This window comes from Cereibacter changlensis JA139, from assembly GCF_003034985.1.
Lineage (GTDB): Bacteria > Pseudomonadota > Alphaproteobacteria > Rhodobacterales > Rhodobacteraceae > Cereibacter > Cereibacter changlensis.
In genome coordinates, this window is sequence record NZ_PZKG01000031.1 from 14,521 (window position 1) to 37,914 (window position 23,394).

Annotated in this window: 22 protein-coding genes, 1 tRNA gene and 1 pseudogene; 13 read left to right on the top strand and 11 right to left on the bottom strand. The window is 70.2% G+C overall.

The window, feature by feature from the left end:
- Positions 1–918, bottom strand: a complete 918-nt coding sequence (locus C5F48_RS09180; RefSeq protein ID WP_107663609.1) for a GntR family transcriptional regulator — start codon at positions 916–918, stop codon at positions 1–3.
- A gap of 95 nt (positions 919–1,013) precedes the next feature.
- Between C5F48_RS09180 and C5F48_RS09185 the strand changes: the two genes are divergently transcribed.
- The 3 genes from C5F48_RS09185 (at position 1,014) to C5F48_RS09195 (ending at position 3,953) form a co-directional block, all read left to right on the top strand.
- Complete coding sequence (locus C5F48_RS09185) at positions 1,014–2,066, top strand: Ldh family oxidoreductase (RefSeq protein ID WP_211314634.1); 1,053 nt, start codon at positions 1,014–1,016, stop codon at positions 2,064–2,066.
- 70 nt (positions 2,067–2,136) lie between these two features.
- Positions 2,137–3,237: an isocitrate/isopropylmalate dehydrogenase family protein gene (locus tag C5F48_RS09190; protein ID WP_107663611.1), complete on the top strand. Its 1,101-nt coding sequence runs from the start codon at positions 2,137–2,139 to the stop codon at positions 3,235–3,237.
- Positions 3,234–3,953, top strand: a complete 720-nt coding sequence (locus C5F48_RS09195) for a transporter substrate-binding domain-containing protein (protein ID WP_107663612.1) — start codon at positions 3,234–3,236, stop codon at positions 3,951–3,953. The genes C5F48_RS09190 and C5F48_RS09195 overlap by 4 nt, the downstream gene beginning before the upstream one ends.
- A 214-nt stretch (positions 3,954–4,167) precedes the next feature.
- Here the strand turns inward: C5F48_RS09195 and C5F48_RS09200 are convergent.
- Positions 4,168–4,243 (bottom strand) — tRNA-Thr (locus C5F48_RS09200).
- On the opposite strand from C5F48_RS09200, the gene C5F48_RS24780 reads away from it, so the two are divergent.
- The 4 genes from C5F48_RS24780 to rarD all read left to right on the top strand — a co-directional run bounded on the left by C5F48_RS24780 (position 4,217) and on the right by rarD (position 7,644).
- Entirely contained in the window at positions 4,217–4,720 is a 504-nt protein-coding gene (locus tag C5F48_RS24780; RefSeq protein ID WP_146170571.1) for a hypothetical protein, read from the top strand. The genes C5F48_RS09200 and C5F48_RS24780 overlap by 27 nt on opposite strands.
- A 335-nt stretch (positions 4,721–5,055) precedes the next feature.
- Entirely contained in the window at positions 5,056–5,970 is a 915-nt protein-coding gene (locus C5F48_RS09205) for a ring-cleaving dioxygenase (protein ID WP_107663613.1), read from the top strand.
- On the top strand, positions 5,967–6,605 hold the full coding sequence (locus tag C5F48_RS09210) for an alpha/beta hydrolase (RefSeq protein ID WP_107663614.1): 639 nt from the start codon (positions 5,967–5,969) through the stop codon (positions 6,603–6,605). Before C5F48_RS09205 ends, C5F48_RS09210 begins: the two co-directional genes overlap by 4 nt.
- A gap of 136 nt (positions 6,606–6,741) precedes the next feature.
- Positions 6,742–7,644: an EamA family transporter RarD gene (rarD, locus tag C5F48_RS09215; protein ID WP_107663615.1), complete on the top strand. Its 903-nt coding sequence runs from the start codon at positions 6,742–6,744 to the stop codon at positions 7,642–7,644.
- A 15-nt stretch (positions 7,645–7,659) separates the two neighbouring features.
- Here the strand turns inward: rarD and C5F48_RS09220 are convergent, their stop codons facing one another.
- The 5 genes from C5F48_RS09220 to modA form a co-directional block, all read right to left on the bottom strand.
- Complete coding sequence (locus C5F48_RS09220) at positions 7,660–8,610, bottom strand: glutathione S-transferase family protein (RefSeq protein WP_107663616.1); 951 nt, start codon at positions 8,608–8,610, stop codon at positions 7,660–7,662.
- 1 nt (position 8,611) lies between these two features.
- Positions 8,612–9,424: a VOC family protein gene (locus tag C5F48_RS09225; RefSeq protein ID WP_107663617.1), complete on the bottom strand. Its 813-nt coding sequence runs from the start codon at positions 9,422–9,424 to the stop codon at positions 8,612–8,614.
- 102 nt (positions 9,425–9,526) lie between these two features.
- Entirely contained in the window at positions 9,527–10,642 is a 1,116-nt protein-coding gene (modC, locus tag C5F48_RS09230) for a molybdenum ABC transporter ATP-binding protein (protein ID WP_107663618.1), read from the bottom strand.
- Positions 10,639–11,337: a molybdate ABC transporter permease subunit gene (gene modB / locus C5F48_RS09235; protein ID WP_107663619.1), complete on the bottom strand. Its 699-nt coding sequence runs from the start codon at positions 11,335–11,337 to the stop codon at positions 10,639–10,641. The genes modC and modB overlap by 4 nt, the downstream gene beginning before the upstream one ends.
- 7 nt (positions 11,338–11,344) lie before the next feature.
- Positions 11,345–12,121, bottom strand: a complete 777-nt coding sequence (modA, locus tag C5F48_RS09240; RefSeq protein ID WP_107663620.1) for a molybdate ABC transporter substrate-binding protein — start codon at positions 12,119–12,121, stop codon at positions 11,345–11,347.
- 206 nt (positions 12,122–12,327) lie between these two features.
- Between modA and C5F48_RS09245 the strand changes: the two genes are divergently transcribed.
- The 4 genes from C5F48_RS09245 (at position 12,328) to C5F48_RS09260 (ending at position 17,542) form a co-directional block, all read left to right on the top strand.
- A complete protein-coding gene (locus C5F48_RS09245; protein WP_107663621.1) occupies positions 12,328–13,464 on the top strand; it encodes an acyl-CoA dehydrogenase family protein in 1,137 nt (378 codons plus the stop codon).
- Complete coding sequence (locus tag C5F48_RS09250; RefSeq protein ID WP_107663622.1) at positions 13,461–14,489, top strand: enoyl-CoA hydratase/isomerase family protein; 1,029 nt, start codon at positions 13,461–13,463, stop codon at positions 14,487–14,489. Before C5F48_RS09245 ends, C5F48_RS09250 begins: the two co-directional genes overlap by 4 nt.
- Positions 14,490–15,362, top strand: a complete 873-nt coding sequence (gene mmsB, locus C5F48_RS09255; protein WP_107663623.1) for a 3-hydroxyisobutyrate dehydrogenase — start codon at positions 14,490–14,492, stop codon at positions 15,360–15,362.
- Between the two features lie 161 nt (positions 15,363–15,523).
- Entirely contained in the window at positions 15,524–17,542 is a 2,019-nt protein-coding gene (locus C5F48_RS09260) for an AI-2E family transporter (protein WP_107663624.1), read from the top strand.
- Between the two features lie 3 nt (positions 17,543–17,545).
- On the opposite strand, the gene C5F48_RS09265 is transcribed toward C5F48_RS09260, so the two are convergent.
- The 3 genes from C5F48_RS09265 to C5F48_RS09275 all read right to left on the bottom strand — a co-directional run bounded on the left by C5F48_RS09265 (position 17,546) and on the right by C5F48_RS09275 (position 21,339).
- Positions 17,546–18,322 (bottom strand): 3'(2'),5'-bisphosphate nucleotidase CysQ, encoded by a 777-nt coding sequence (locus C5F48_RS09265; RefSeq protein ID WP_107663625.1) that lies wholly within the window; start codon positions 18,320–18,322, stop codon positions 17,546–17,548.
- Complete coding sequence (locus C5F48_RS09270) at positions 18,309–19,652, bottom strand: TldD/PmbA family protein (protein ID WP_107663626.1); 1,344 nt, start codon at positions 19,650–19,652, stop codon at positions 18,309–18,311. The genes C5F48_RS09265 and C5F48_RS09270 overlap by 14 nt, the downstream gene beginning before the upstream one ends.
- 157 nt (positions 19,653–19,809) lie before the next feature.
- Entirely contained in the window at positions 19,810–21,339 is a 1,530-nt protein-coding gene (locus C5F48_RS09275) for a DUF2125 domain-containing protein (RefSeq protein WP_107663627.1), read from the bottom strand.
- 121 nt (positions 21,340–21,460) lie between these two features.
- Here C5F48_RS09275 and C5F48_RS09280 point away from each other — a divergent pair, with 121 nt between their 5' ends.
- Both C5F48_RS09280 and C5F48_RS09285 read left to right on the top strand, forming a co-directional pair.
- Entirely contained in the window at positions 21,461–22,213 is a 753-nt protein-coding gene (locus C5F48_RS09280) for an SDR family oxidoreductase (protein WP_107663628.1), read from the top strand.
- Positions 22,210–22,824, top strand: a complete 615-nt coding sequence (locus C5F48_RS09285) for an enoyl-CoA hydratase/isomerase family protein (protein WP_107663629.1) — start codon at positions 22,210–22,212, stop codon at positions 22,822–22,824. The genes C5F48_RS09280 and C5F48_RS09285 overlap by 4 nt, the downstream gene beginning before the upstream one ends.
- A 159-nt stretch (positions 22,825–22,983) precedes the next feature.
- Here the strand turns inward: C5F48_RS09285 and C5F48_RS09290 are convergent.
- Positions 22,984–23,394, bottom strand: a pseudogene (locus C5F48_RS09290) (DEAD/DEAH box helicase); the annotation flags it as partial.

Genomic DNA, 23,394 nt, shown 5'->3' on the forward strand with positions numbered 1-23,394 from the left:
TCACGCCTGCGGCGCGATGAAGCCGAGCGCCGAGAGGCTGTGGCGCACCTGGCGCAGATGCGCCTCCATCTGGTCGGCGGCGCCGGCAAGGTCGCCCGCCTCGATCAGGTCGAGGATGCGCAGATGCTCGCGCGACTGGCGGTAGTAGCGCTCGCGGTCGTCCATCGCGCGGTAGGTCAGCAGGCGCCGCACCCGGTTCACCCGCATCAGCGCCTGCAGCATGAAGGGATTGCCCGCGCCGGTCATCACCGTCTCGTGGAACTGCGCGCCGCGCAGATAGAGCGCATCCGGCGGGGCGCGGTCGATCGTGCCGTCGAGCAGGTCATGCTCCACCCGGCGCAGCCGCGCGATGTCGTCGGGCGGCAGACGATAGCCGGGCAGGCGCAGCGCCGCGGGTTCGAGGATCAGCCGCATCTGCGTGGTATGGGCCAGCGCGTCGGGCGCCGTCAGCTCGGTGTTGATGTTCCAGCCGTAGCCCGCGCGCTTCTCGGCGATGCCCTCGCGGATCAGCCGGCCCATCAGGTCGGAGGTCTGGCGCTTGGTCAGGGTGAACCTGTCGCGGATCTCCTGCTCGGTGACCTGCGGCCCGATCGTGCGCTCGGTCAGAAGCGTCGCGAGCTGAAGGTAGGCGGCATGCACCGGGTCGCGCGGCCGTTCCGGCGCGGCTTCGGCGACATGGCGCACGAAAAAGCCGCGGTTCGGCTCGTGGCGCACCCGGCCCGTCTCGGCCAGCTGCTTCAGCGCCTGCTCCACCGGCCAGCGCGACACGGCGAATCGCCGCGCCAGCTCCGCGGTGCGCAGATGCGCCCCCTCCGGCAGGGATTGGGAGACGATATGCGCGGCGATATCCGCGGCAAGATGCGGGCCGATGCGGCTGCGGGAGGTGGGCGAGGCGGACAACTGGGGGGCTTTCGGCAAGGAAAGCCCCGTTTAGCATGGCGCCCCGCCGTTTTCACTATTGCATTTGTGAGCGCATAAATGAATATAAGCCGGGGCGGACAGAGGAGGATTTCGTGCCGGGGCAGAGCAGAACTTTCACCGAGGCCGGGCTGACCGAAGCCGTTGCCGCGATGTTTGCCGCCCATGACGTGCCGGAGACCGATGCCCGCCGGGTGGCCGAATGTCTGGTGCTGGCCGACCTGCGCGGCGTGGCCTCGCATGGCGTGTCGCGCGTGCCGATCTATCTCGAGCGCCTGCGCCGCGGCCTCGTGAAGCCGCGCCCCGAGATGGTGCTGGAGCGTCCGATGTCGGTGGCGGCGCGGCTCGATGCCGATGACGCGCTCGGCTTCGTCGCGGCGACCCGCGCCATGGCCGAGGCGATCGACATGGCGCGCGAGCACGGCATGGGCATGTGCGCCGTCCGCCGCTCGACCCATTTCGGCATGGCGGCGAACTACCTGCTGCAGGCGACCGACGCCGGCATGGCGGCCTTCGTCTTCACCAATGCCTCGCGGGCGATGCCGATCTGGGGCGGCCGCGCGCCCTTCCTCGGCACCAGCCCCTTCGCCTTCGCCGCACCGGCCGGCGAGCGGCCGGTGGTGCTGGACATGGCGCTTTCGGTGGTGGCCCGCGGCAAGGTCCGCCGCGCCGCCGCCCGGGGCGAGCCGATCCCGCTCGGCTGGGCGCTGGATGCCGAGGGCAATCCGACCACCGACGCGCAGAAGGGCTACGAGGGCGTCGTGCTGCCCTTGGCCGGGCCGAAGGGTTCGGGGCTGTCGCTGATGATGGAGATCGTCGCGGGCGTCATGTCGGGCTCGGCCTTCGGCGGCGAGGTCGGCAACCAGTACAGCGATTTCGACGCGCCGCAGGATGCGGGCCATGTCTTCATGGCCTTCCGCCCCGGCCTCTTCCTCGAGCCCGGCGCCTACGAGGACCGCATGGCCGAGCTGATCCGCCGCGCCAAGGACCAGCCGCTTGCAGCAGGGGTGGAGGAGATCATGATGCCCGGCGAGATCGAGGCCCGCGCCACCGAGACCCGTCGCCGCGACGGCATCCGCCTCGATGGCGAGGACCTGCGCCTGCTGGCAGAGGAAGCGGCCCGCCTCGGCGTGGCCCTGCCGCAATGACCACGGCGCCGCGAGGAGGCGGCGCCGGTATTTCAGGGAGGAAAGACACCATGACCCAAGGACCGACCGCATGACCGCCGACCTTTCCGCCCCCGTTTCCCTGCTGGTCCTCGATGGCGACGGCATCAGCCCCGAGATCGTGGGCGCGACGATGGACGTGCTTCATGCGGTGCAGCGCCGGCTTGGCCTGCGCTTCGATCTGACGCGCGCCGAGGTCGGGCTGGCGCCGCTGGCGCAGCTCGGCACCACTTTTCCCGAGGCGCTGCTGGAGCAGGCGCGGGCCGCCGACGGGGTGATCCTCGGCCCGGTGTCGCACAACGATTATCCGCCGGTCGCCGAGGGCGGCGTCAACCCCTCGGGCTTCCTGCGCAAGCATCTGGATCTCTTCGCCAATATCCGCCCGGCGAAATCGCATCCCGATTTCCCCGCGCGCTGCGGCGTGCCGGTCGATCTGGTGATCGTGCGCGAGAACACCGAAGGCTTCTACGCCGACCGCACCATGTTCGCCGGCACCGGAGAGTTCATGCCGACCGAGGATGTCGCCATCGCCATGCGCAAGGTGACGCGCAAGGGCTCCACCCGGATTGCCGAAGCCGGCTTCCGCATCGCCCGCCAGCGCGGCGGCAGGCTGACCGTGGTCCACAAGGCCAATGTGCTGCGCGTCAGCGACGGGTTGTTCCTCGCCTGCACGCGCGAGGTGGGCAAGGCCTATCCCGAGGTCGCGGTCGAGGAGGTGCTGGTCGATGCGATGGCGGCCTTGCTGGTGCGCGACGCCTCGGCCTTCGACACCATCGTGACCACGAACATGTTCGGCGACATCCTCTCGGATCAGGCGACCGAGATCGCGGGCAGCATCGGTCTTGCCGCCTCGCTGAACGCGGGCGAGCATCACGCCATGGCGCAGGCGCAGCACGGCTCGGCCCCTTCGATCGCCGGGCAGGACCGGGCGAACCCGGCCTCGCTGATCAATTCGACCGCCATGCTGCTGCGCTGGCTTGGCGAACGCCGTGCCGACCCCCGGCTGGAGGCGGCGGCGGGGCTGATCGAAGACGCGGTGTCCCGGGTCATCGCGGTGCCGGAATGGCGCACCGGCGATCTGGGCGGGCCGCTGGGCACCCGGGCCTTCACGGCGCGGATCGTGGAGACCATCGAGGCGGGAGAGACGGCATGACCAGCGACGGCCTGAACGCGCTCTTCGCCCCCTCCGGCACGCTGCGGGTGGTGATCAACACCGGCAACGCCATCCTGACCCGGCCGGGCGAGGAGGGCGCGCCCGCCGGCGTGTCGGTCGATCTGGCCCGCGCCTTCGCCGCCGACCGCGGCCTGCCGCTGGAGCTTCTGACCGTGCCGAACGCCGCCGCCTCGGTCGCGCTGATCTCCGGGGGCGAGGCCGATCTCGGCTTCTTCGCGGTCGATCCGGCCCGCGCCGAGACGGTCGCCTTCACCAACCCCTGGTTGCTGATCGAGGGCTGGTATCTGGTCCCCGAGGCCTCGCCGATCCGGACGCTGGATCAGGTCGACCGCCCCGGCATCCGCATCGCCGTCGGACGGGGCAGCGCCTATGACCTGCATCTCAGCCGCAGCATCGGCTCTGCCACGCTGGAACGGGTGAAGACCTCGCAGGAGGTGGTCGATTTCTTCCTGCGCGAAGGTTTCGAGGTCGCCGCCGGCATCCGCCAGCAGCTGGAGGCCGACCAGCGCCGCCACCCCGGCCTGCGCCTGCTGCCCGAGCGCTTCATGGTCATAGAGCAGGCCCTAGGCCTGCCCGCGGCGCGCGACCCGCGCCTGACGGCTGCGCTGAACAGCTTCCTCGCGTCGGCGCGCGATAGCCGCCTGATCGCCCGGCTGCTGAAGGAGAACCGGACCGAGGGCGCGGTGATCGCCTAGGTCAGTTGGGTCTGCAGATCGGTCCTTCCGCAGGGAAGTGGGAGCGAAGAGGGCAGGCGCGCATCGGAGCGCCGCCCCCTTTGCTTTGTGCCGGAACCGGACCATTTTGTGCTGGAGTTTCCGGGCAGAGCCATCGGACGATGGGGCCGCAGGTCCTGCACGAAAGAAGATCGCCCGGAAGGCGGTCTTTTCGCAAGCAATTTCGAGAGAGTAGTGGTGCCGCTGAAGGGACTCGAACCCCCGACCCCATCATTACGAATGACGTGCTCTACCAGCTGAGCTACAGCGGCTACCTTTGCGCGGGTGACCTGACGGGCCCGTGCGGTGATGGCCTGCCCGAGCTGCCGGTTTGCCTCCGCCGCGCTGAACCGCGCCGCATCCGCCTGCCGGCCGATCTGATCGGCACATCGACGGTGCCATTAAACGGTTGGGCCGAAGCGCGCAAGGGGCTAATCGCCGGGCGGCCGGAGTTTCCCGGGGCCGGAGAGGCCCGGATGCGGCTTGGAACGGGATCGGCGCGGAGTCGCCGAAAACCGGGCGCGGCGGCAGGGCGCTTTTCGGCCGGGTCTCGCGATTGTTTCCATATGCGACGAAATACCCGGGAATCGCAGGGCTCAAGCCACCCGAATCAGGAGGCTGGCGTGGACCTTCGTCTGAACAAATCGGCGGTGATCCGCCTTTCCGTGGTCAGGAAACCGGCTCGGATGCACGTCTCGATTGTAGATGAATTTGGGGTGAATCTGATGGGTTGCGGCGCAAGCCATTAATTCTTCGTTAACGCTGTTCCGGACTCCTAAAAGGTTGACCGACCCCCGAAAGTGGCTCTTCCTAATGAGAATGATTGAAAGACCTGTCTATTTTCGCCGACCATTTCTGCAGTTACCATTTCAGAAAGTTCAGGGGACGGTCCATCTGGCCGTCCTCTCTTTTTGCGGCCGGGGCCGCCGCACCCTCTCCTGAGCCGCGCCGAAACACCGGGTTCCAGAACGATCTGCGCAAATACGCACAACTCCCGTGACTCCATCGGCCTTCTGCGCTGGGTGATCTGCGCTATCTTGGCTGCAACCGCCCGCCATGCTCGGCGCGGCAAAAGGAGGACTCCATGACCACGATCCCCGGCATCCATCATGTCACCGCGATCTCCGGCCCGGCGCAGCAGAACGTCGATTTCTACACCGGCCCGATGCAGCAGCGGCTGGTGAAGAAGACCGTCAACTTCGACGATCCCGGCACCTACCACCTCTACTACGGCGACGCGACCGGGTCGCCCGGCACGATCCTGACCTTCTTCCCCTTCGTTGACGCCGGTCCCGGCCGCGCCGGTCCGGGCATGGCTAGCGCCTATGCCTATGCCGTGCCTGCCGGCCGCTTCGATGCGGTGATGGAGGATCTGGCGCTGCAGGCGATCGATTTCGCCGGCCCGTTCCAGCGCTTCGGCGCGCGGGTGATCATCCTGCGCGATCCCGACGGCGCGCCGGTGGAACTGGTGGAGACCGCGCGCCCGGGAACCGGGCTCGACGGCTTCCACTCGGTCACGCTCTGGCTGCGCGACCCGGCGCCGACGGCGAAGCTGCTGACCTCGGTCTTCGGCTACGAGGACGCCGGCAGCGAGACGGTCTGCGGCGTCGAGCGCCTGCGGCTGCAGGCCCCGGGCGAGGAGCGCGGCAATATCGTCGACCTGATCCGCTCCGACAAGGCGGCCATCGCCCGGCCGGGGGCGGGGACCATCCACCACGTCGCCTTCCGGGCGCGCGACGATGACGAGCAGCGCGGCTGGATCGACCGGCTGGCCACCGCGGGGCACCGCACCACCGAGGTGATCGACCGGCAGTATTTCAATGCGATCTACTTCCGCGAGCCCGGCGGCGTGCTGTTCGAGATCGCCACCGATCCGCCCGGTTTCGCGGTGGACGAGGCGCCGGACCAGCTCGGCCAGTCGCTGAAGCTGCCGGAGAAATACGAGGCGATGCGCGACCGCATCACCCGGGTGCTGCCGCCGCTGAAGGTGCGGGCATGAAGCGGGCCGGGGCGCCGGCGGGGCGCGCCTCGGCGGGCCTCGTGCTGCTGCATGGCCGCGGGGCGGGGGCGGAGGACATCCTGAGCCTGCTCGACGTGCTGGGCCTGCCCGATGTGGCGGGCCTCGCGCCGGAGGCGCCGGGGCGCAGCTGGTGGCCGACCAGCTTCCTCGCCCCCTCGGCCGAGATGGAGCCGCATGTGGCGCGCGGCCTTGCCGCCGTGCGCGACGCCGTGGCAGCCTTCGAGGCCGAGGGGCTGGCGCGCGACCGGATCTGGCTCGCCGGTTTCAGCCAGGGCGCCTGCCTCGCGCTGGAGGCCTTTGCCCGCGAAGGCGCGGGGCTGGCCGGTGCCTTCGGCTTCTCCGGGGCGCTGGTCGGCACGGCCGACGCCGAGGGCGGGCCGCAGCCGGGGCTTTATGGTCACGGTCCCAAGCGCTTCGACTATCCTGCGGCAAGCGGCAAGGTCTGGCTGTCGGTGCACCAGCGCGACCCGCATATCCCCTTGCAACGGGTCGAGGAGAGCGCCGAAGCGCTGCGCCGCGCCGGGGCGGAGGTCGGGATGCAGGTCTATCCCGGCGCCGGCCACGCGGTGATGCGCGAGGATCTGGCGGCGCTGCGGTCCGCGCTGAACCGCTGACCGGAACCGGCGCCCTCCGCGCCGACTCCATCACCGCCCCTGCCATCACCACCCCTGATTGTGACCGTCACAACTTGGCATTGGTCCTTCCCCGGAAGATCGGTTAGCCCTTCGGCCTCTGACGGAGGGCTGACCCATGGCGGATGTGCAGTTGGTGAAGAACGAGGACAGCCTGCGCGGCCTGTTCTTCGCGCTGGGAGCCTACGGGCTCTGGGGCTTCCTGCCGATCTACATGAAGGCGCTGGCGCATATCTCGCCGGCCGAGGTGATCGCCCACCGGGTGCTCTGGTCGGTGCCGGTCGCCGGCGGGCTGCTCTGGGCGCTGGGCCGCACCAATGACCTCAAGGTCGCGCTGCGCACCCCGCGGATGCTGGGCATGGCGGCGGTGACCGCGGCGCTGATCTCGGTGAACTGGGGCATCTATGTCTGGGCCATCGGCTCGGGCCATGCGCTGGATGCGGCGCTGGGCTATTACATCAACCCGCTGTTCTCGGTGCTGCTGGGCGCGCTGCTGCTGGGCGAGCGGCTCTATCCGACGCAGAAGCTGGCGCTGGTCCTCGCCGCCGCCGCCGTCGCCGTGCTGACCTGGGAGGCCGGGCGGCTGCCTTGGGTGGCGCTGGCGCTGACCCTGACCTGGGGCGCCTATGCCTATCTGAAGAAGTCGCTGCCGATCGGCCCGAACCAAGGCTTCCTTCTGGAGGTGCTGCTGCTGCTGCCGCCGGCGCTGGGCTATATCGGCTGGCTCGTCGCCACCGGGCAGAGCCATTTCCTCGTCGGGGTGCCCATGGACACCGTGCTGCTGTTCGGCTGCGGCCTCGTCACGGCGGTGCCGCTGATCCTCTATGCAAATGGCGCGAAGCTGTTGAAGCTGTCGACCATCGGCATCCTGCAGTATATCGCGCCGACGATGATCTTCCTCAGCGCGGTCTTCCTGTTCGGCGAGCCGTTCCAGCGAGCGCAGATGATCGCCTTCCCGATGATCTGGCTGGCGCTGGTGATCTACACAGGCTCGATGCTGCACCGGGCGCGGCGGGCCTGAGTCAGGCCCGCAACGTCAGGCCCAGTCCAGCACCGGCCCGGCGGGCACGATCCCGTTCGGGTTCACCGCCTTGATCGACCAGTAGCCCTGCTTGATGTGGTCGAGGTTCACCGTCTCGCGCACCCCCGGCAGCGCCAGCACCCGCTGCAGATAGCCGCTCAGCTGCGGATAGTCGGCCAGTCGGCGCAGGTTGCACTTGAAGGCGCCGTGATAGGCGATGTCGAAGCGCACCAGCGTGACGAAGGCGCGGATGTCGGTCTCGGTGAAGCGGTCGCCATGCAGATAGGTGCGGCCGTCCGACAGCCGCTGCTCCAGCCGGTCGAGCGCGGCGAAGACCTCCAGCACCGGCTCGTCATAGGCCTCCTGCGTGGTGGCGAAGCCGGCGCGATAGACGCCGTTGTTCAGATGCGGGTAGATGTCGTCGTTCAGCGCGTCGATCTCGGCCCGCAGCTCCTGCGGATAGAGGTCGGGCCCGCTGGCCATAGCGCCGAAACCGCTGTTCAGCATCCGCAGGATGTCGGCGCTTTCGTTGTTCACGATGGTCCGCCGCTCCTTGTCCCAGAGCACCGGCACCGTTGCGCGCCCGGTGTAGCCCGGATCGGCGCTGCTGTAGAGCTCGTGCAGATAGGTGGCGCCGTTCAGCGTATCTCGGTCCGCGCCCGGATAGTCGCCGAAGCGCCAGCCCTGCGCCGTCATCACCGGCTCCAGCACCGAGACCGAGATCGCCTCCTCCAGCCCCTTCAGCTTGCGCGCCACCAGCGTGCGCGAGGCCCAGGGACAGATCAGCGCGACATAGAGATGATAGCGCCCCGCCTCGGCGGGAAAGCCGGCCTCGCCGGTCGGTCCCGCGGCGCCGTCCGGGGTGATCCAGTGGCGGAAGCTCGAGGTCTGGCGCACGAAGCCGCCCTTCTCGTCCTTCACCTGCACCGGCTGCCAGTCGTCCGTCCATTTTCCGTCCACCAGCATGTCAGGCTTCCTTCTCGGTCAGGGTGATCTCGGTGCCCCAGGGATCGGCAAAGTGCGTCGCGCCGGTCCGGGCGGTGATGGCGGCACAAGTCGCGGGATCGGCGCGGAGTTCCAATTCGGCCAACCCGGTCGAGGGGTAGCTGCGCGGCCCGGCGCCCCGGCTGTTCCAGATGTTCGCCGCCAGATGGTGATGATAGCCGCCCGAGGCAAAGAAGCTGCCGCCCTGATAGCGCGCGGTCAGCGTCAGCCCCAAGCGCCCGGCATAGAAGGCCTCCGCCTCGGGAATGGCGCCGACCTGCAGATGCACATGGCCGATCACCGTGCCCTCGGGCGCCCCGCGCCACGGCGCCTCCGCCGCGCGGAGGAGGCTGTCGAAATCCAGCGGATCGGTGACCATCGCCACCCCATCGCCCTCGCGCCGCCAGCTGTCGCGCGGGCGGTCGGTGTAGATCTCGATCCCGTTGCCCTCGGGGTCGCTGAGATAGATCGCCTCGCTCACCCCGTGATCCGAAGCCCCCGCCACCGGCACCCGCGTCTCGGAGGCCATCTGCAGCCAGACCCCCAGATCGCGGCGGTGGGGCAGCAGGAAGGCGGTGTGGAACAGCCCCGCCTCGCGCGGCCCGCGGCGGCGCGCCGCCGGATCGGCGCGCAGCTCGATCAGCGGCCGCTCCCCGGCGCCGAGGAGCGCTGTTTCGCCATCGCCCGACAGAAGCTGCAGGCCCAGCACGCGCTGGTAGAACGCCGACACGGCGCCGATGTCGTTGACGGTCAGCGCAAGCCGACCGATTTCGAGCGGGGCGTCACTGGTGGCCATGGTCTCTCCCGATCTCTGCTGTCCCGCGGCAGGGGGCCGCGTCACGGAGAAGGGTGGGGCAGGCGCCGCCTTCTGGCAACCGGCGCCGGCGCACAGCGACTGTTAGCTGTGCAGCAGCAACTCCGGCCCGGTGATCGCGCCGCCGACATCGCTCTGCGCCACGGCGACCGATTTCAGCACGGCGAAGACCGGCAGCCCCGGCGCCAGCGCCAGCGCCTCGGCCGAGCGGCGGGTCAGCCGGGCGAGGATCAGCTCGCCCCCCGCGCGCAGCTGCACCACCGCCCCCGGCCCGGAACCCAGATGCAGCGCCACCACCTCCGCCGGCAGGATGTTCAGCGCCGAGATCCCCTCGGGCCGCTGCCGCGCCACGATCACATCCTGCGCCGCGATCCGCACCCTCAGCTCCGCGCCGAGCGGCAGATCGACCTTCGGCAGCAGAAGCATCCCCGCCGAGGTCTCCAGCCGGGTCAGCCCGTCGGCATCCTGCCCGACCAGCCGCGCCCGCAGCACCGACCCCGCCTCGCGCGGGCCGAGCGCGGGCACCGCCCCCGGATCGGAGAGCACCTCGCGCGCCGGGCCGATGCGCTGCACCCGCCCGGCTTCCATGACCACCAGCGTCGTCGCCAGCCGCGCCACCTCGGCGACCGAATGGCTGACATAGAGGATCGGCACCGAAGTCTCGTCGCGCAGCCGTTCGAGATAGGGCAGGATCTCGGCCTTGCGCTCCTCGTCCAGCGCGGCGAGCGGCTCGTCCATCAACAGAAGCCGCGGCTTCGACAGCAGAGCCCGCCCGATGGCCACCCGCTGTTTCTCGCCCCCCGACAGCCCGCCCGGGCGCCGCTGCAACAGCGCGCCGATCCCCAGCATCTCGACCACATCGGCCAGCGCCGCCCCCGGCCCGCGCGGCGCGAACCAGCGCCCGTAGAGCAGGTTCTGCCGCACCGTCAGATGCGGGAACAGCCGCGCATCCTGAAACACATAGCCCAGCCTGCGGCGATGCGGCGGCAGGGCGATGCGCCGCGCCCGGTCCAGGAGCACCAGATCGTCCACCGCGATCCGCCCGGCATCGGGCGCCAGCAGCCCCGCCACCGCGTTGATGACGGTGGTCTTGCCCGAGCCGGAATGCCCGAACAGCGCCGTCAGCCCGGCAGGGGCGGCGAACTCCACGTCCAGCGTGAAACCGGCGAAGCCGTGGCGCAGGGAAACGGCGAGCGTCATGTGCCGGCGATCCGGCGGGCGACGCGGCGGCCCAGCCATTCCGACAGGAGAAGCGCCAGCATGGCGATGGCGATGGAGATCAGCACCAGCCGCATCGCCTGCGCATCGCCCCCCGGCACCTGCAGGAAGGCGTAGATCGCCGAGGGCAGGGTCTGGGTCTGGCCGGGGATCGAGGCGACGAAGGTGATGGTCGCACCGAACTCGCCCATCGCCTTGGCGAAGGCGAGGATGAAGCCGGCGATCACCCCCGGCAGGATCAGGGGCAGCGTCACCGTCAGGAAGACCCAGGGCCGCGAGGCCCCCAGCGTGCCCGCCGCCTGCTCCAGCTTCGGGTCCACCGCCTCGATCGCCAGCCGGATCGCCCGCACCATCAGCGGAAAGGCCATCACCGCCGCCGCCAGCGCCGCCCCGGTCCAGCGGAAGGCGAAGACGAGGCCGAAGCTCTGCTCCAGAAACGCCCCCACCGGCCCCCTGCGCCCGAAGGTCAGCAGGAGCAGATAGCCCGTCACCACCGGCGGCAGGATCAGCGGAAGGTGCACGATGCCGTTCAGGAGCTGCTTGCCCCAGAAGTCGAAGCGCGCCAGCACATAGGCTGCCGCGATGCCGCAGGGCAGGCTGAGCACCGAGGCCCAGAAGGAGACGAGCAGCGAAAGGTTCACTGCCCGCCATTCATCGCTCGTCAGCCAGTCCGGCATGCGGTCCTTACTTCGGCACGGTGAAGCCCTGCGCCGCAAAGACCGCATCCGCCGCCTCCGTGCCCAGCACCTCGAGAAACGCCTTCGCCTCGGGCTTCGCCGTGGCCGTGACGGCGGCAGGGTAGACGATCGGCTTGTGGCTGTCTTCCGGGAAGGCGCCGACCACGGTCACATCGTCCCCCGCCGCATCCCCCGCCACCGCATCCGAGGCATAGACGATGCCATAGGGCGCCTCGCCCGAGGCGACCAGCGCCAGCGCCGCCCGCACGTTCTCGACCTGCGCCACCTTCGGCTCCACCGCCTCCCAGATGCCCAGCGAGGTCAGGGCTTCCTTGCCGTATTGCCCGGCGGGCACGCTGTCCAGAAGCCCCATCGCCAGCTTGCCCTCGCCCAGCCTTTCCGCCAGATCGAAGCCCGCGCCGATCTCCACCGGCGCCGACGCGCCATGCGCCACCAGCACCAGCCTGTTGCCGAGGATGTCGGCGCGGCTCGCCGGGTCGATCAGCGCGTCTTCCTCCAGCACATCCATCCAGTTCGTCGCCGCCGAGAGAAACAGATCGGCCGGCGCGCCCGACTGGATCTGCTTGGCCAGCGTGCCGCTCGAGCCATAGGAGATCACCGCGCTATGTCCGGTCTCGGCGCTCCAGCCCGCCGCGATCTCGTCAAGCGCGGTCTTCAGGCTGGCGGCGGCGAAGACCGTGATCTCCTCGGCCTGAGCCGTGGCGGGCAGGGCAAGCGTCGCGGCAAGGGCGAGCGCCCGGGTGAAGCGGGGATGCGGCGACATGGAAGCTCCGGGTTGCGTTATGTCCGGATGGATATAACCCGGTGCTCGACCATTCCGGCAAGCGTTATTTCTTCCCGGCCATATCCCCGTCGCTGCGGCGCGGCGCCGCAAGGCCGCAGCGCTTCCCCTTGCATCCCCCGCGCCAAGCGGGGAAGCATGGGCGCCACGGGGCCGCGCAGGGCCCCGCCATGTGACGGGGAGGGAACATGGAGTTTTCGCTGACCGAGGAACAGCAGGCGATCACCGACATGGCGCGCGACTTCGGCGCTGCCGAGATCGCGCCCTTCGCCCGCGACTGGGAAAAGGCGGGCACCATTCCGAAGGCGCTCTGGCCCAAGGCAGCGGCGCTGGGCCTCGGCGGCATCTATGTCTCCGACCGGTTCGGCGGCTCCGGCCTCGGCCGTCTCGACGCAACGCTCGTCTTCGAGGCGCTGGCCATGGCCTGCCCTTCGGTCGCGGCCTTCCTCTCGATCCACAACATGTGCGCCGGGATGATCGACCGCTACGGCTCCGAGGCGATGAAGGCCGAGTGGCTGCCCCGGCTCTGCGCGATGGAGGTGGTGGCCTCCTACTGCCTGACGGAACCCGGCGCGGGCTCCGACGCCGCCGCGCTGCGCACGAAGGCCGCGCGCGTGGGCGACGGCTACCGGATCAGCGGAACCAAGGCCTTCATCTCGGGCGGCGGCTATTCCGATCTTTATCTGGTGATGGCCCGCACCGGCGGCGAGGGGCCGAAGGGCATCTCGGCGCTGCTGGTGCCGGCGGGGGCCGCAGGCCTCAGCTTCGGCGGGCTGGAAGACAAGATGGGCTGGCGCGCGCAGGAAACCCGGCAGGTCCAGTTCGACGACTGCGCCGTGCCCGCCGCCCACCTCATCGGCGAAGAGGGGCGCGGCTTTGCCTATGCCATGGCCGGGCTCGACGGCGGCCGGCTGAACATCGCCGCGACCGCGCTGGGCGGGGCGCAGGCGGCCTTCGACGCGACGCTGGCCTACATGGCCGAGCGCCGCGCCTTCGGGCAAAGGCTCGACGCCTTCCAGGCGCTGCAGTTCCGGCTGGCCGAGATGGAGACCCGGCTGCAGGCCGCCCGCATCTTCCTGCATCAGGCGGCGTGGAAGCTGGATCAGGCCGCGCCCGACGCCACCAAGTTCTGCGCCATGGCCAAGCTGCAGGTCACCGACACCGCCTTCGAGGTCGCCAACCAGTGCCTGCAACTGCATGGCGGCTACGGCTATCTCGCCGACTACGGGATCGAGAAGATCGTCCGCGACCTGCGCGTGCACCAGATCCTCGAGGGCACCAACGAGATCATGCGCGTCATCATCGCCCGGGGGCTGGTCGCATGAGCGTCGATCTGCGCATCGAGGGCCGCGCCGGGCGCATCACCCTCACCCGCCCCGAGGCGCTGAACGCGCTGAGCCCGGCGATGAGCCTCGCCATCGAGCGGGCGCTGATGGGCTGGCAGGACGATCCGGCGGTGGCGCTGGTGCTGATCGACGCCGCGGGCCCGCGCGCCTTCTGCGCCGGGGGCGACGTGGCGCAGATCCATGCCGAGGGGGTGCAAGGCAACTTCGGCTTCGGTCGCGCCTTCTGGCGGCAGGAATACCGGATGAACGCCCGGATCGCCGCCTATCCCAAGCCGGTGGTCAGCCTGATGCACGGTTTCTGCATGGGCGGCGGCGTCGGCCTCGGCTGCCACGCCAGCCACCGCATCGTCGGCGGGACGACGCAGATGGCGATGCCGGAATGCGCCATCGGCCTCGTGCCCGACGTGGGCGGCACCCGTCTGCTGGCGCGGGCGCCGGGGCGGCTCGGCGCCTATCTCGGCACGACGGGGCGGCGGATGGGGCCGGGCGACGCGATCTTCGCGGGCTTCGCCGACCATTACCTGCCCGAGGCCGACTGGCCCGCGCTGGTCGAGACCCTGTGCAGCGGCGCGCTGACCCTCCCCGTCGCCGAGCCGCCGCCCGCAACCCTTCCCGCGCTGAGGCCCGAGATCGACCGGCATTTCGCCAGTCCTGACCTGCCGGCAATCCTGCAAAGCCTGAAGGCCGGCGACACCCCCTTCGCCGCCGATACCCTGAAGACGCTCGAACGCGGCTCCCCGCTCGCCATCGCCGCCACGCTGGAGATCCTGCGCCGCCTCGGCCCCGATCCCTCCTTGCGCGAGGCGCTGGAGATGGAGTTCCGCTTCACCTTCCGCGCGCAGGGCGAGGCCGATCTGCTGGAGGGCGTCCGCGCCGCGATCATCGACAAGGACCGCAGCCCGCGCTGGAAACACGCCGATGCGGCGGCGTTGCCGCAAGGGCTGGTCGACCATTTGCTCGCCCCTCTGGGCGAGGACAGACTGACGTTCGAGGAGGAGCAGTAAATGAAGATCGCATTCATCGGCCTTGGCAACATGGGCGGCCCGATGGCCCGCAACCTTGTCGCCGCGGGCCATGGCGTCACCGGCTACGACACCGCGGCGCCGATGCCCGAGGGCGTGGCGCAGGCCGCCAGCGCCGCCGAGGCGGCAGCGGGGGCCGAGGTGGTGCTGACCATGCTGCCCAACGGCGCCATCCTGCGCAGCGTCGCCGCCGAGGTGATCCCGGCGATGCAGCCGGGCGCCGTGTTCTGCGACTGCTCCACCGTCGATGTCGAAAGCGCCCGCGCCGTGGCTGATCAGGCCGAGGCCGCGGGGCTGGGCGCGCTCGACGCTCCGGTTTCGGGCGGCATCGGCGGTGCAGCGGCGGGAACGCTGACCTTCATGGTCGGCGGCAGCGACGCGGCCTTCGCCACGGTGAAGCCGCTCTTCGACATCATGGGCCAGAAGGCCGTGCATTGCGGCGCCTCCGGCGCAGGGCAGGCGGCGAAGATCTGCAACAACATGATCCTCGGGGTCACGATGATCGCCACCTGCGAGGCCTTCGCGCTGGCCGACAAGCTGGGGCTCGACCGGCAGAAGATGTTCGACGTCGTCTCCACCTCCTCCGGCTACAGCTGGACGATGAACGCCTATTGCCCGGCGCCGGGGGTGGGGCCGACTTCTCCCGCCGACAACGGCTACAAGCCCGGCTTCGCGGCGGAACTGATGCTGAAGGACCTGCGGCTCAGCCAGCAGGCCGCCGAGGCCGCAGATGCCGACACACCGATGGGTCAACTGGCGGCGCAGCTCTACCGGCAGTTCGTCGAGGGCGAAGACGGCAAGGGCCGCGATTTCTCGGCCATGCTGCCGCGCTTCGAGGCGCGCGGCCGCGGCTGAATCGGCCGCGCCGCGGTATTCCTGCATCCGGCAAGAAGGATTTCGCGGGGCAGGGAACCGCCCCGGGCTCCCGCGGCGTTTGTCCCTGCTGACGGCGGGCGCCTTGCCCGGCCCCGTCTGACGGTCCGGCACGCCGGCGGAGCACAGGGTTGGGGACAGCAATGCCGGATATCGACGCAGCAACGAGGGACAAGCGCCGCAGCATGCCGCAGGCGGAGCCGGGGATGATCACCGGCTCGCCGATGCAGGCGCGGCGGATCAACCTGCCGACGCTCGCCACCATCGCCGCCGTGGTGGCGATCATCTATTTCGCGCAGAACGTGGTGCTGCCGCTGGCCATCGCCATGCTCATCACCTTCGCCCTGTCGCCGCTGGCCACCCGGCTGCGCCGCATCGGCCTGCCCAACCTGCCCGCCGTGCTGATCGTGGTGACCGCCGCCTTCGTCGCCATCGGCATGTTCATCCTGATCGTGATCTGGCAGCTCAGCACGCTGACCAGCAACCTGCCGCGCTTCCAGGCCAACATCGTCACCAAGGTCGAGTCCTTGGTCGAGGCGGGCAGCGGCAGCGATGGGGTCATCGGCCGCGTCTCCAACATGGTCGAGTCGATCAACAACCAGATCGCCGCCCGGGTCGAGGACGAGGAGGAGCCGCCGGTCGCCGGAGCGGCGCCGGAACGGCCGGACCCGGTGCTGGTCGAAGTCGTGCAGGACCAGAGCACGCTGCAGATGATGCAGGACATCGTCCTGCCGCTGATCGGCCCCATCGCCACCACCGGCCTCGTCGTGGTCGTGGTGGTCTTCATGCTGCTGGAGCGGGCCGAACTGCGCGACCGCTTCATCAAGCTGGTCGGCTCGAACGACTTGCACCGCACGACGCAGGTGCTGCAGGACGCCGGGCGGCGGGTCACGCAATACCTGCTGGTGCAGCTTCTGGTGAACATCATCTACGCCGTGCCGATCGGCGTCGGGCTCTGGTTCATCGGCGTGCCCAACGCGCTGCTCTGGGGCCTCCTGACGCTGGTGCTGCGCTTCATCCCCTATATCGGCTCGGTGCTGTCGGCGGCCTTCCCGATCCTCCTGGCCTTCGCCTCCTCGCCCGACTGGTCGATGGTGCTCTGGACCATCATCCTGTTCGGCGTGGTGGAGACCATCACCAGCAACGCCATCGAGCCCTGGCTCTACGGCTCGCGCACCGGGGTCAGCCCGCTGGCGATCATCATTTCGGCGATCTTCTGGACCTGGCTCTGGGGCCCGCTCGGCCTCGTCATGTCCACCCCGCTCACCGTCTGCCTCGTCGTGCTCGGCCGCCACATCCCGCAGTTCGAGGTCTTCGACACGCTGTTCGGCGACGAGCCGGTGCTGGAGCCGCATGCCCGGCTCTACCAGCGCCTGCTGGCCGGCGACGCCATCGAGGCCACTTCGCGCGCCGAAGAGGCGCTGGAGACGATGACGCTGGGCGAATACTACCGCGACATCGGCATCCCGGCGCTGCTCATAGCCCAGAACGACCAGCGCCGCGGCGTGCTGACGGTCGAGCAGCAGGAGCGCGTCGCCACCACCGCGCAGGAGATCGTCATCGACCTGGCCGAGGTGGTCGAGGAGGAACGCGAGATCGCCAGCATCGGCCCGAAGCCGGAGGGCGAGGATGCGCCGGAGCTGGTCGAGAACGCCGTGCAGGACGGCGACGGCCATTCGGTGCTCTGCGTCGGCGGCAAGAACTCGCTCGACGACGTGTCGGCGGCGATGCTGGCGCAGATCATGCGGGCCGAGGGCGCGACGGCGGAGGAGCTGGCGCATACCGATCTCGGGCTGAACCGCTTCCGCGAGGTGGCGATCACCGGGGTGGATTGCGTGGTGCTGAGCTTCGTCGATCCCTCGCCGATGCGCGCCTCGCTGCTGCACATCCGCCGGATCAAGCGCGCGGCGCCGCATCTGCGCGTCGGCGTGGTGATCTGGAACATGCCGTCGAAGGACGAGGACGGCGACATGACGGTGAAGCCCGCCCAGGTCGCCGATTCCAAGCTGGACGAGGCCTTGGAGATCGGCGCCGACTTCGCGGTGCGCACGCTGGACGAGGCGCTGCGCCAGAGCTTCTCGAAGGAGGGGCCGAAGCCGGTGGAGCCGGTCCGGCTGCGCCAGCGCCGCGTCGAGCTGCGCGCGCGCCCGGCAAAGGCCTGAGCCTCAGCCGGTCAGCCGGCCCAGGAGGTCGGCATGCAGCGCCGCCCCGGCGGCCAGCACGCCGGGGGCCAGCGGGCGCTCGGCGTTGAAGCGCAGCGGCTTGCCGAAGCGGTCGGTGGCCAGCGCCCCGGCCTGCTGCACGATCAGCGCGCCCGCGGCGATGTCCCATTCCCAGGCGTCGCGCAGCGTCACCATCCCGTCATGCCGCCCCTCTGCCACGAGGCAGAGCCGGAAGGCCAAGGAGGCGCGGAAGCTGCGCTTCACCTGAGGCACTCCGCCCGGCCAGTAATCGGCCCCCAGCATGTGTTGCGTCGTCAGCAGCGTCGCCCCCTCCGCCGCGGGGCAGGTGCTGGCGCGGATCGGCTGGCCGTCGCGCAGCGCGGGGCAGGTGCTGGCGGCGGTGTAAAGCCGGTCCAGCGCCGGCAGATAGACCGCCGCGGCGATCACCCGGCCCTCCTCGGCCACGGCGAGCGAATGGGCGAAGGTATCCTCGCCCGCGATGAAGGAGCGCGTGCCGTCGATCGGATCGATGATGAAGCAGCGCCGCGCCGCCTGCCGGTCGGTGGTATCGGCGCTTTCCTCCGACAGCCAGCCGTAGTCCGGCCGCGCCGCCCTGAGCCGCGCCGCCAGCATGTCGTTCACCGCCAGATCGGCCTCGGTCACCGGGCCGGCATTGGCGTCCTTGTCCCAGACCTGCGGGCTCTTCTTCCAGAACCGCATCGCGATCTTGCCCGCCGCCAGCGCGGCGTCGGTCAGAAGCGCGAGGTCATGCTCCGGCAAGGGTCATCCCTTCCACCAGAAGGCTCGGCACCCGCGACGACAGGTGCTGCCTCGCATCGTTCGCCGGGATGATCCGCAGCAGCATGTCGCGCAGGTTGCCGGCGATGGTGCATTCGTTCACCGGATAGGCGATCTCGCCGTTCTCGACCCAGAAGCCGCTGGCCCCGCGCGAATAGTCCCCCGTCGTCCCGTTGATCGACGAGCCGATCATCGAGGTCACCAGAAGCCCCGTGCCCATCTGCGCGATCAGGTCGGCGCGGGTCACGGCGCCCGGCGTCAGCTCGGTGTTCGACACCGAGGGCGAGGGCGGCGAGGAGGTCCCGCGCGAGGCGCTGGCGGTGCTCGGCATGCCGAGCTTGCGCCCGGTGGCGAGGTCCAGCGTCCAGCCGGTGAGGATGCCGTTCTCGACGATGGCGCGGCGGCCGGTGGCCAGCCCCTCGGCGTCGAAGGGCCGAGAGCCCGAGACGCGCGGCCGCAGCGGGTCCTCGATCAGCGACAGCGCCTCGGGCAGCACCTGCCGCCCCAGCGCGTCGCGCAGCCAGGACCCGCCGCGGGCGATGCTGGCGCCGTTCACCGCCGACAGCAGATGTCCAATGAGCGATGAGGAGATCCGCTCGTCATAGATCACCGGATAGCTGCCGGTCTTCGGCTTGCGCCCGCCCGCCCGCTCCAGCGCCCGCTCGCCGGCCAAGGATCCGACCCATTCGGGCGTCGGCAGGTCGGCGGCGAAGATCCGGCTCTCGCCGGCCCAGTCGCGCTCCATCTGCGTGCCCGACCCGGTGAAGGCCACCGCCGACACCGAACGCGACGTGCGGGCATAGCCGCCGGAAAAGCCGTTCGAGGCCATCAGATGCATCTGCCGCCGGTTGTAGCTGCCGCTGGCCTCGACCTGGAAGATCCCGGCATGGGCCAGCGCCGCCGCCTCGGCGCGACGGGCGTCCTGCTCCAGCTCGGCCGCGGCGGGCTCGTCGGAGGGGTCGATCAGCTCCAGCCCCGCCAGATCCCAGCCGCGCGCCAGCTGCTCCGGATCGGCGAGGCCGACATGCGGATCGTTCGGCGCCTCGCGGGCCATCGCCACGGCGCGCTCGGCCACCGCGGTGATCGTCGCATCGGAAGTGTCCGACACCGAGACGCAGGCCTGCCGCCCGCCCATCAGCACCCGCAGCCCCAGCTCGATGCCCTCCGACCGCTCGGCCTGCTCCAGCTGGCCGACGCGGATGTCGATCGACAGCGAGGTGCCCTGCACCGCCAGCGCATCGGCGGCCTCGGCCCCCGCGCGGCGTGCGGCGTCAAGCAGGGCTTCGGTCAGCCCTTCGAGCGAGCGGGTCATGCAGGTCTCCTTCTGGTCCGTTCCCGAGGTAAGCCGTGGGGCAGGGCGGCACAAGCGGCGGGACGGGCCGCCGCCAAAAAACCGCCCCACCTCCGGGCCCCGGAAATGCCGACGGCCCCGAATCCGGGGCCGTCGCTGTCCTTGCAGGGCGGGCGGCTTACTGCAGCCGCTGGCCGTTGGCGTAGAAGCCCTTGTCCTTGAACTCGAGGTCCGAGGTCAGCGTGTCCTCCTGACCCTCGACGGTGCGGGCGAACATGCCCAGCATCATCCGCGCGCCCATCGCCTGATCCTGCGGGATCAGCCCCATGGCCACCAGCTTGTCCAACAGACCGTTGCCGCCCACCAGCTTCAGCTCCATCTTGCCGGTCGGCAGCGGCATGCCGGGGAAGGTGGTCTTGTCGCTGTTGTCGAAGGTGAAGCCGCCGGTCCCGGTCAGCTCGGCCCCGGCCGCGCTCAGCCGCAGCGCGTTCACGTCCAGCGCGTGGATCTCGCCGGGAGGCGCTGTCTCCATCGCCGCCTGCGCAGCCGGATCGAGCACGTCCACATCCAGCTGCGCCTTGCCCGAGGCGTCGATCACCAGCGTCGCCGGGTCGCGCGGCAGCTGCTTGGTCGGGTCGAACATCGCCCAGATCTCCTCCGAGATCTTCAGGTCGACCAGCTTGGTCAGCAGGCGGAAGTCCTGCGGCGCCTCGGCCTTGGCGATCGGCATCAGCAGGTCGAAGGCGGCCTCGGCATAGTTCACCGTCAGCTGCGGGAAGGGGATCTGCGTCCCGCTCATCGTCATGTTGACGCTGTTGGCCGCGCCGCCATAGGCCAGCGTCCGGTCGTCCATCGCCACGTTGAACCGGCCGCTCGCCGTGCTGGCCGACCCCTTGGCGCTGTCGGCGCCATCGGTGAAATCGAATTCCATCGTGGTCGGGCCATAGGTGAAATCGGCCTTCGAGGAGAAGCCCGCCTTCAGCGCCGCCGCCATGTCGGCCATGTCGACGCCCGGCACCAGCGTGCCGCCGGAGGTGCCCTTCAGGTCGGTGAGGCTGGCGCGCATGTTCATCACGCCGCTGCTCTCCTCGTCCTTCATCCTCAGCACCATCTCGGCGGTGGCGGCCGAGAAGTCGCTGGTCAGCGTCTTGGTCTCCAGCCCCTTCACCAGATAGCTGCCCTGGGTGTCGGTCAGGGTGATGTCGGCCTTCAGTTCCATCGCCGCGGCGTCGACGCCGTCGACCTCGTCCACGCCGATCTCCAGCGTCGGGATGCTGAAGACATAGCTCGTCTCCTCGCCGCCGCCGCCCGCGGTCATCTTCAGCCCGGGCTGGCGCACGGTGATGCCGATCCGGGTCGGCTCGCCCGCCACCTCGCCCTCGGCCGGGATGTCGTCGATCACCATGGTGACCGGGTAGCTGTCCGACATGGTGACATCGACCGTGCCGTCGTCATTGCCGTTGAACCGCACCTCGTCGATGGTCGCCTCGACCTCGGAGCCCTCCTGCTTGAACACCACCTTCAGGCCCTCGACCGTCAGCCGGTCGCCCTCGGTGCGCTGCGCCGACGCGGTCATGCTCTGCCCATAGGAGGCGCTCATGTCCTGCCAGTTCTGCCAAACCTCTTCCGGCGTCACATCGGCCCAGCCGGCGCTGCCGAAGGCCAGCGCGGCGAGGGCGGTGCTGCCTGCCAATGTTCTGATCTGCATGATCTACCTTCCCGAATACTATCGGTCGCAGCATCCGATGCAGCGTTGCGGGGGTCAAGGCTTTCCGTGGCCGGCCCGGATCGGGTAACAAGAGATCACAGCTGCAGCAACGGAGGCAAGGATGAACCAGATGCAAGGCAAGGTCGTGGCAATCACCGGCGCGAGCCGCGGCATCGGCGCGGCGGCCGCACGGGTCTTCGCCGGGGCCGGAGCCACCGTGGCCCTGATGGCGCGCAGCGGGGACGAGATCGCCGCGCTCGCCGCCGAGATCGGCGGCAAGGCCTTCGCCCTGCCCTGCGACGTCTCCGACTGGGGCTCGGTGCAGGCGGCGATCGACGGCATCGTGGCCCGCGAGGGCCGGCTCGACGTGCTGGTGAATAACGCAGGCGTGATCGAGCCGATCGCCCGTCTGGCCGAAAGCGACCCCGCCGACTGGGCACGCGCGGTCGACATCAACCTGACCGGCGTGTTCCACGGCATGCGCGCCGCCGTGCCGCACATGCGCGGCAAGGGCGGCACCATCCTGACCATCAGCTCGGGCGCGGCGCACAACCCGCTGGAGGGCTGGAGCGCCTATTGCGCCTCCAAGGCGGGGGCGGCGATGCTGACCAGCTGCCTGCATGTCGAGGAGGTGGCGCAGGGGCTGCGGGTCATGGGCCTGTCGCCCGGCACCGTCGCCACCGAGATGCAGGTGAAGATCAAGGCCAGCGGCGTCAACCCGGTCAGCCAGCTCGACCCTTCGGTGCATATCCCCGCCGACTGGCCGGCCCGTGCGCTGCTGTGGATGTGCGGCCCGGCGGCGAACGGCTACCTCGGTCAGGAGATCTCGCTGCGCGACGAACGCATCCGCCGCGCCGTGGGCCTGATCGCGTGATCCGGGTCCATACCGAGCCGGGCCTGCGCATCCTGACGCTGGACCGCAGCGACAAGGCCAATGCGCTGACCGGCGCCCTGCTGCGCGAGCTCGACGCCGCGGTGGAGGCCGCGGCCGCCGCCGATGTCCGGGCGCTGATCCTGACCGGGGCCGGCAATGTGTTCTCGGCCGGCGCCGATCTCGACGAGGTGCAGGCCGGTCTCGCCACCGACCCGATCTGGGAGCAGCTCTCGGCCCGGATCGCCGGCCTGCCCTGCCTGACGATCGCCGCGCTGAACGGCACGCTGGCCGGCGGGGCGATGGGCATGGCGCTGGCCTGCGACCTGCGCCTCGCCGTGCCGGAGGCGAAGCTGTTCTACCCGGTGATGCGGCTCGGCTTCCTGCCGCAGCCCTCCGACCCGGCGCGGCTGGCGGCGCTGGTCGGGCCGTCGCGGGCCAAGCTGCTGCTGATGGCCGGGATGAAGGCGACGGCGGAACAGGCGCTGGGCTGGGGGCTGGTCGACCGGATCGTCGCCCCGGGCGCGCTTCTGGGCGAGGCGCGGGCGCTGGCCGCCGACGCGCTGGGCGCCAGCGCCGCCCATGTCGCCGGGATCAAGGCGCTGATCGGCTGAGGCGACCGGCTTCGGCCCGCAATGGCAATGCCGCCCGAGGGGGCTCGATGCCCCCGAGGGCGGCGCCGCCCCCCGGCCAAACACACCGGCGAAACACCTCGGCAACGGAAAAGGGCCGCGCCCTTGCGGAGCGCGGCCCTTGTCTCAATCCCTAGAGGATCACTTCTTCTTCGGCGGCACGAAACGCTTGCTGGTGTCCTTGGCGTCTTTCGGCGCGGCGGCGGGCTTCGCCTTGCCGAAAGCCGGCTTGCCGAAGCTCTTGCCCTCGCTGGCGTGCGACTTGAAGCCGCCCGCCCGCGCCGGTTTGCCATCCGCCCCGCCGCCATGCGACTTGAACCCGGCCGAGCGCGGCGCCGGCTTGTCGCCAGCCGCCCAGCGGGGTTTCTTGCCCGCCTCGTCGCGCGGCGCCGAAGGCCGGGCCGCGTCCTCGCGCTTGGCGTAGGGCTTCGCGCCCTCTTCCCGCTTCACATAGGGCTTGCGCGGCCCGTCCTCGCGCTTGGCGTAGGGCTTCGCGCCCTCCTCGCGCTTGGCATAGGGCTTGGCCGCTTCTTCCCGCTTGGCGTAGGGCTT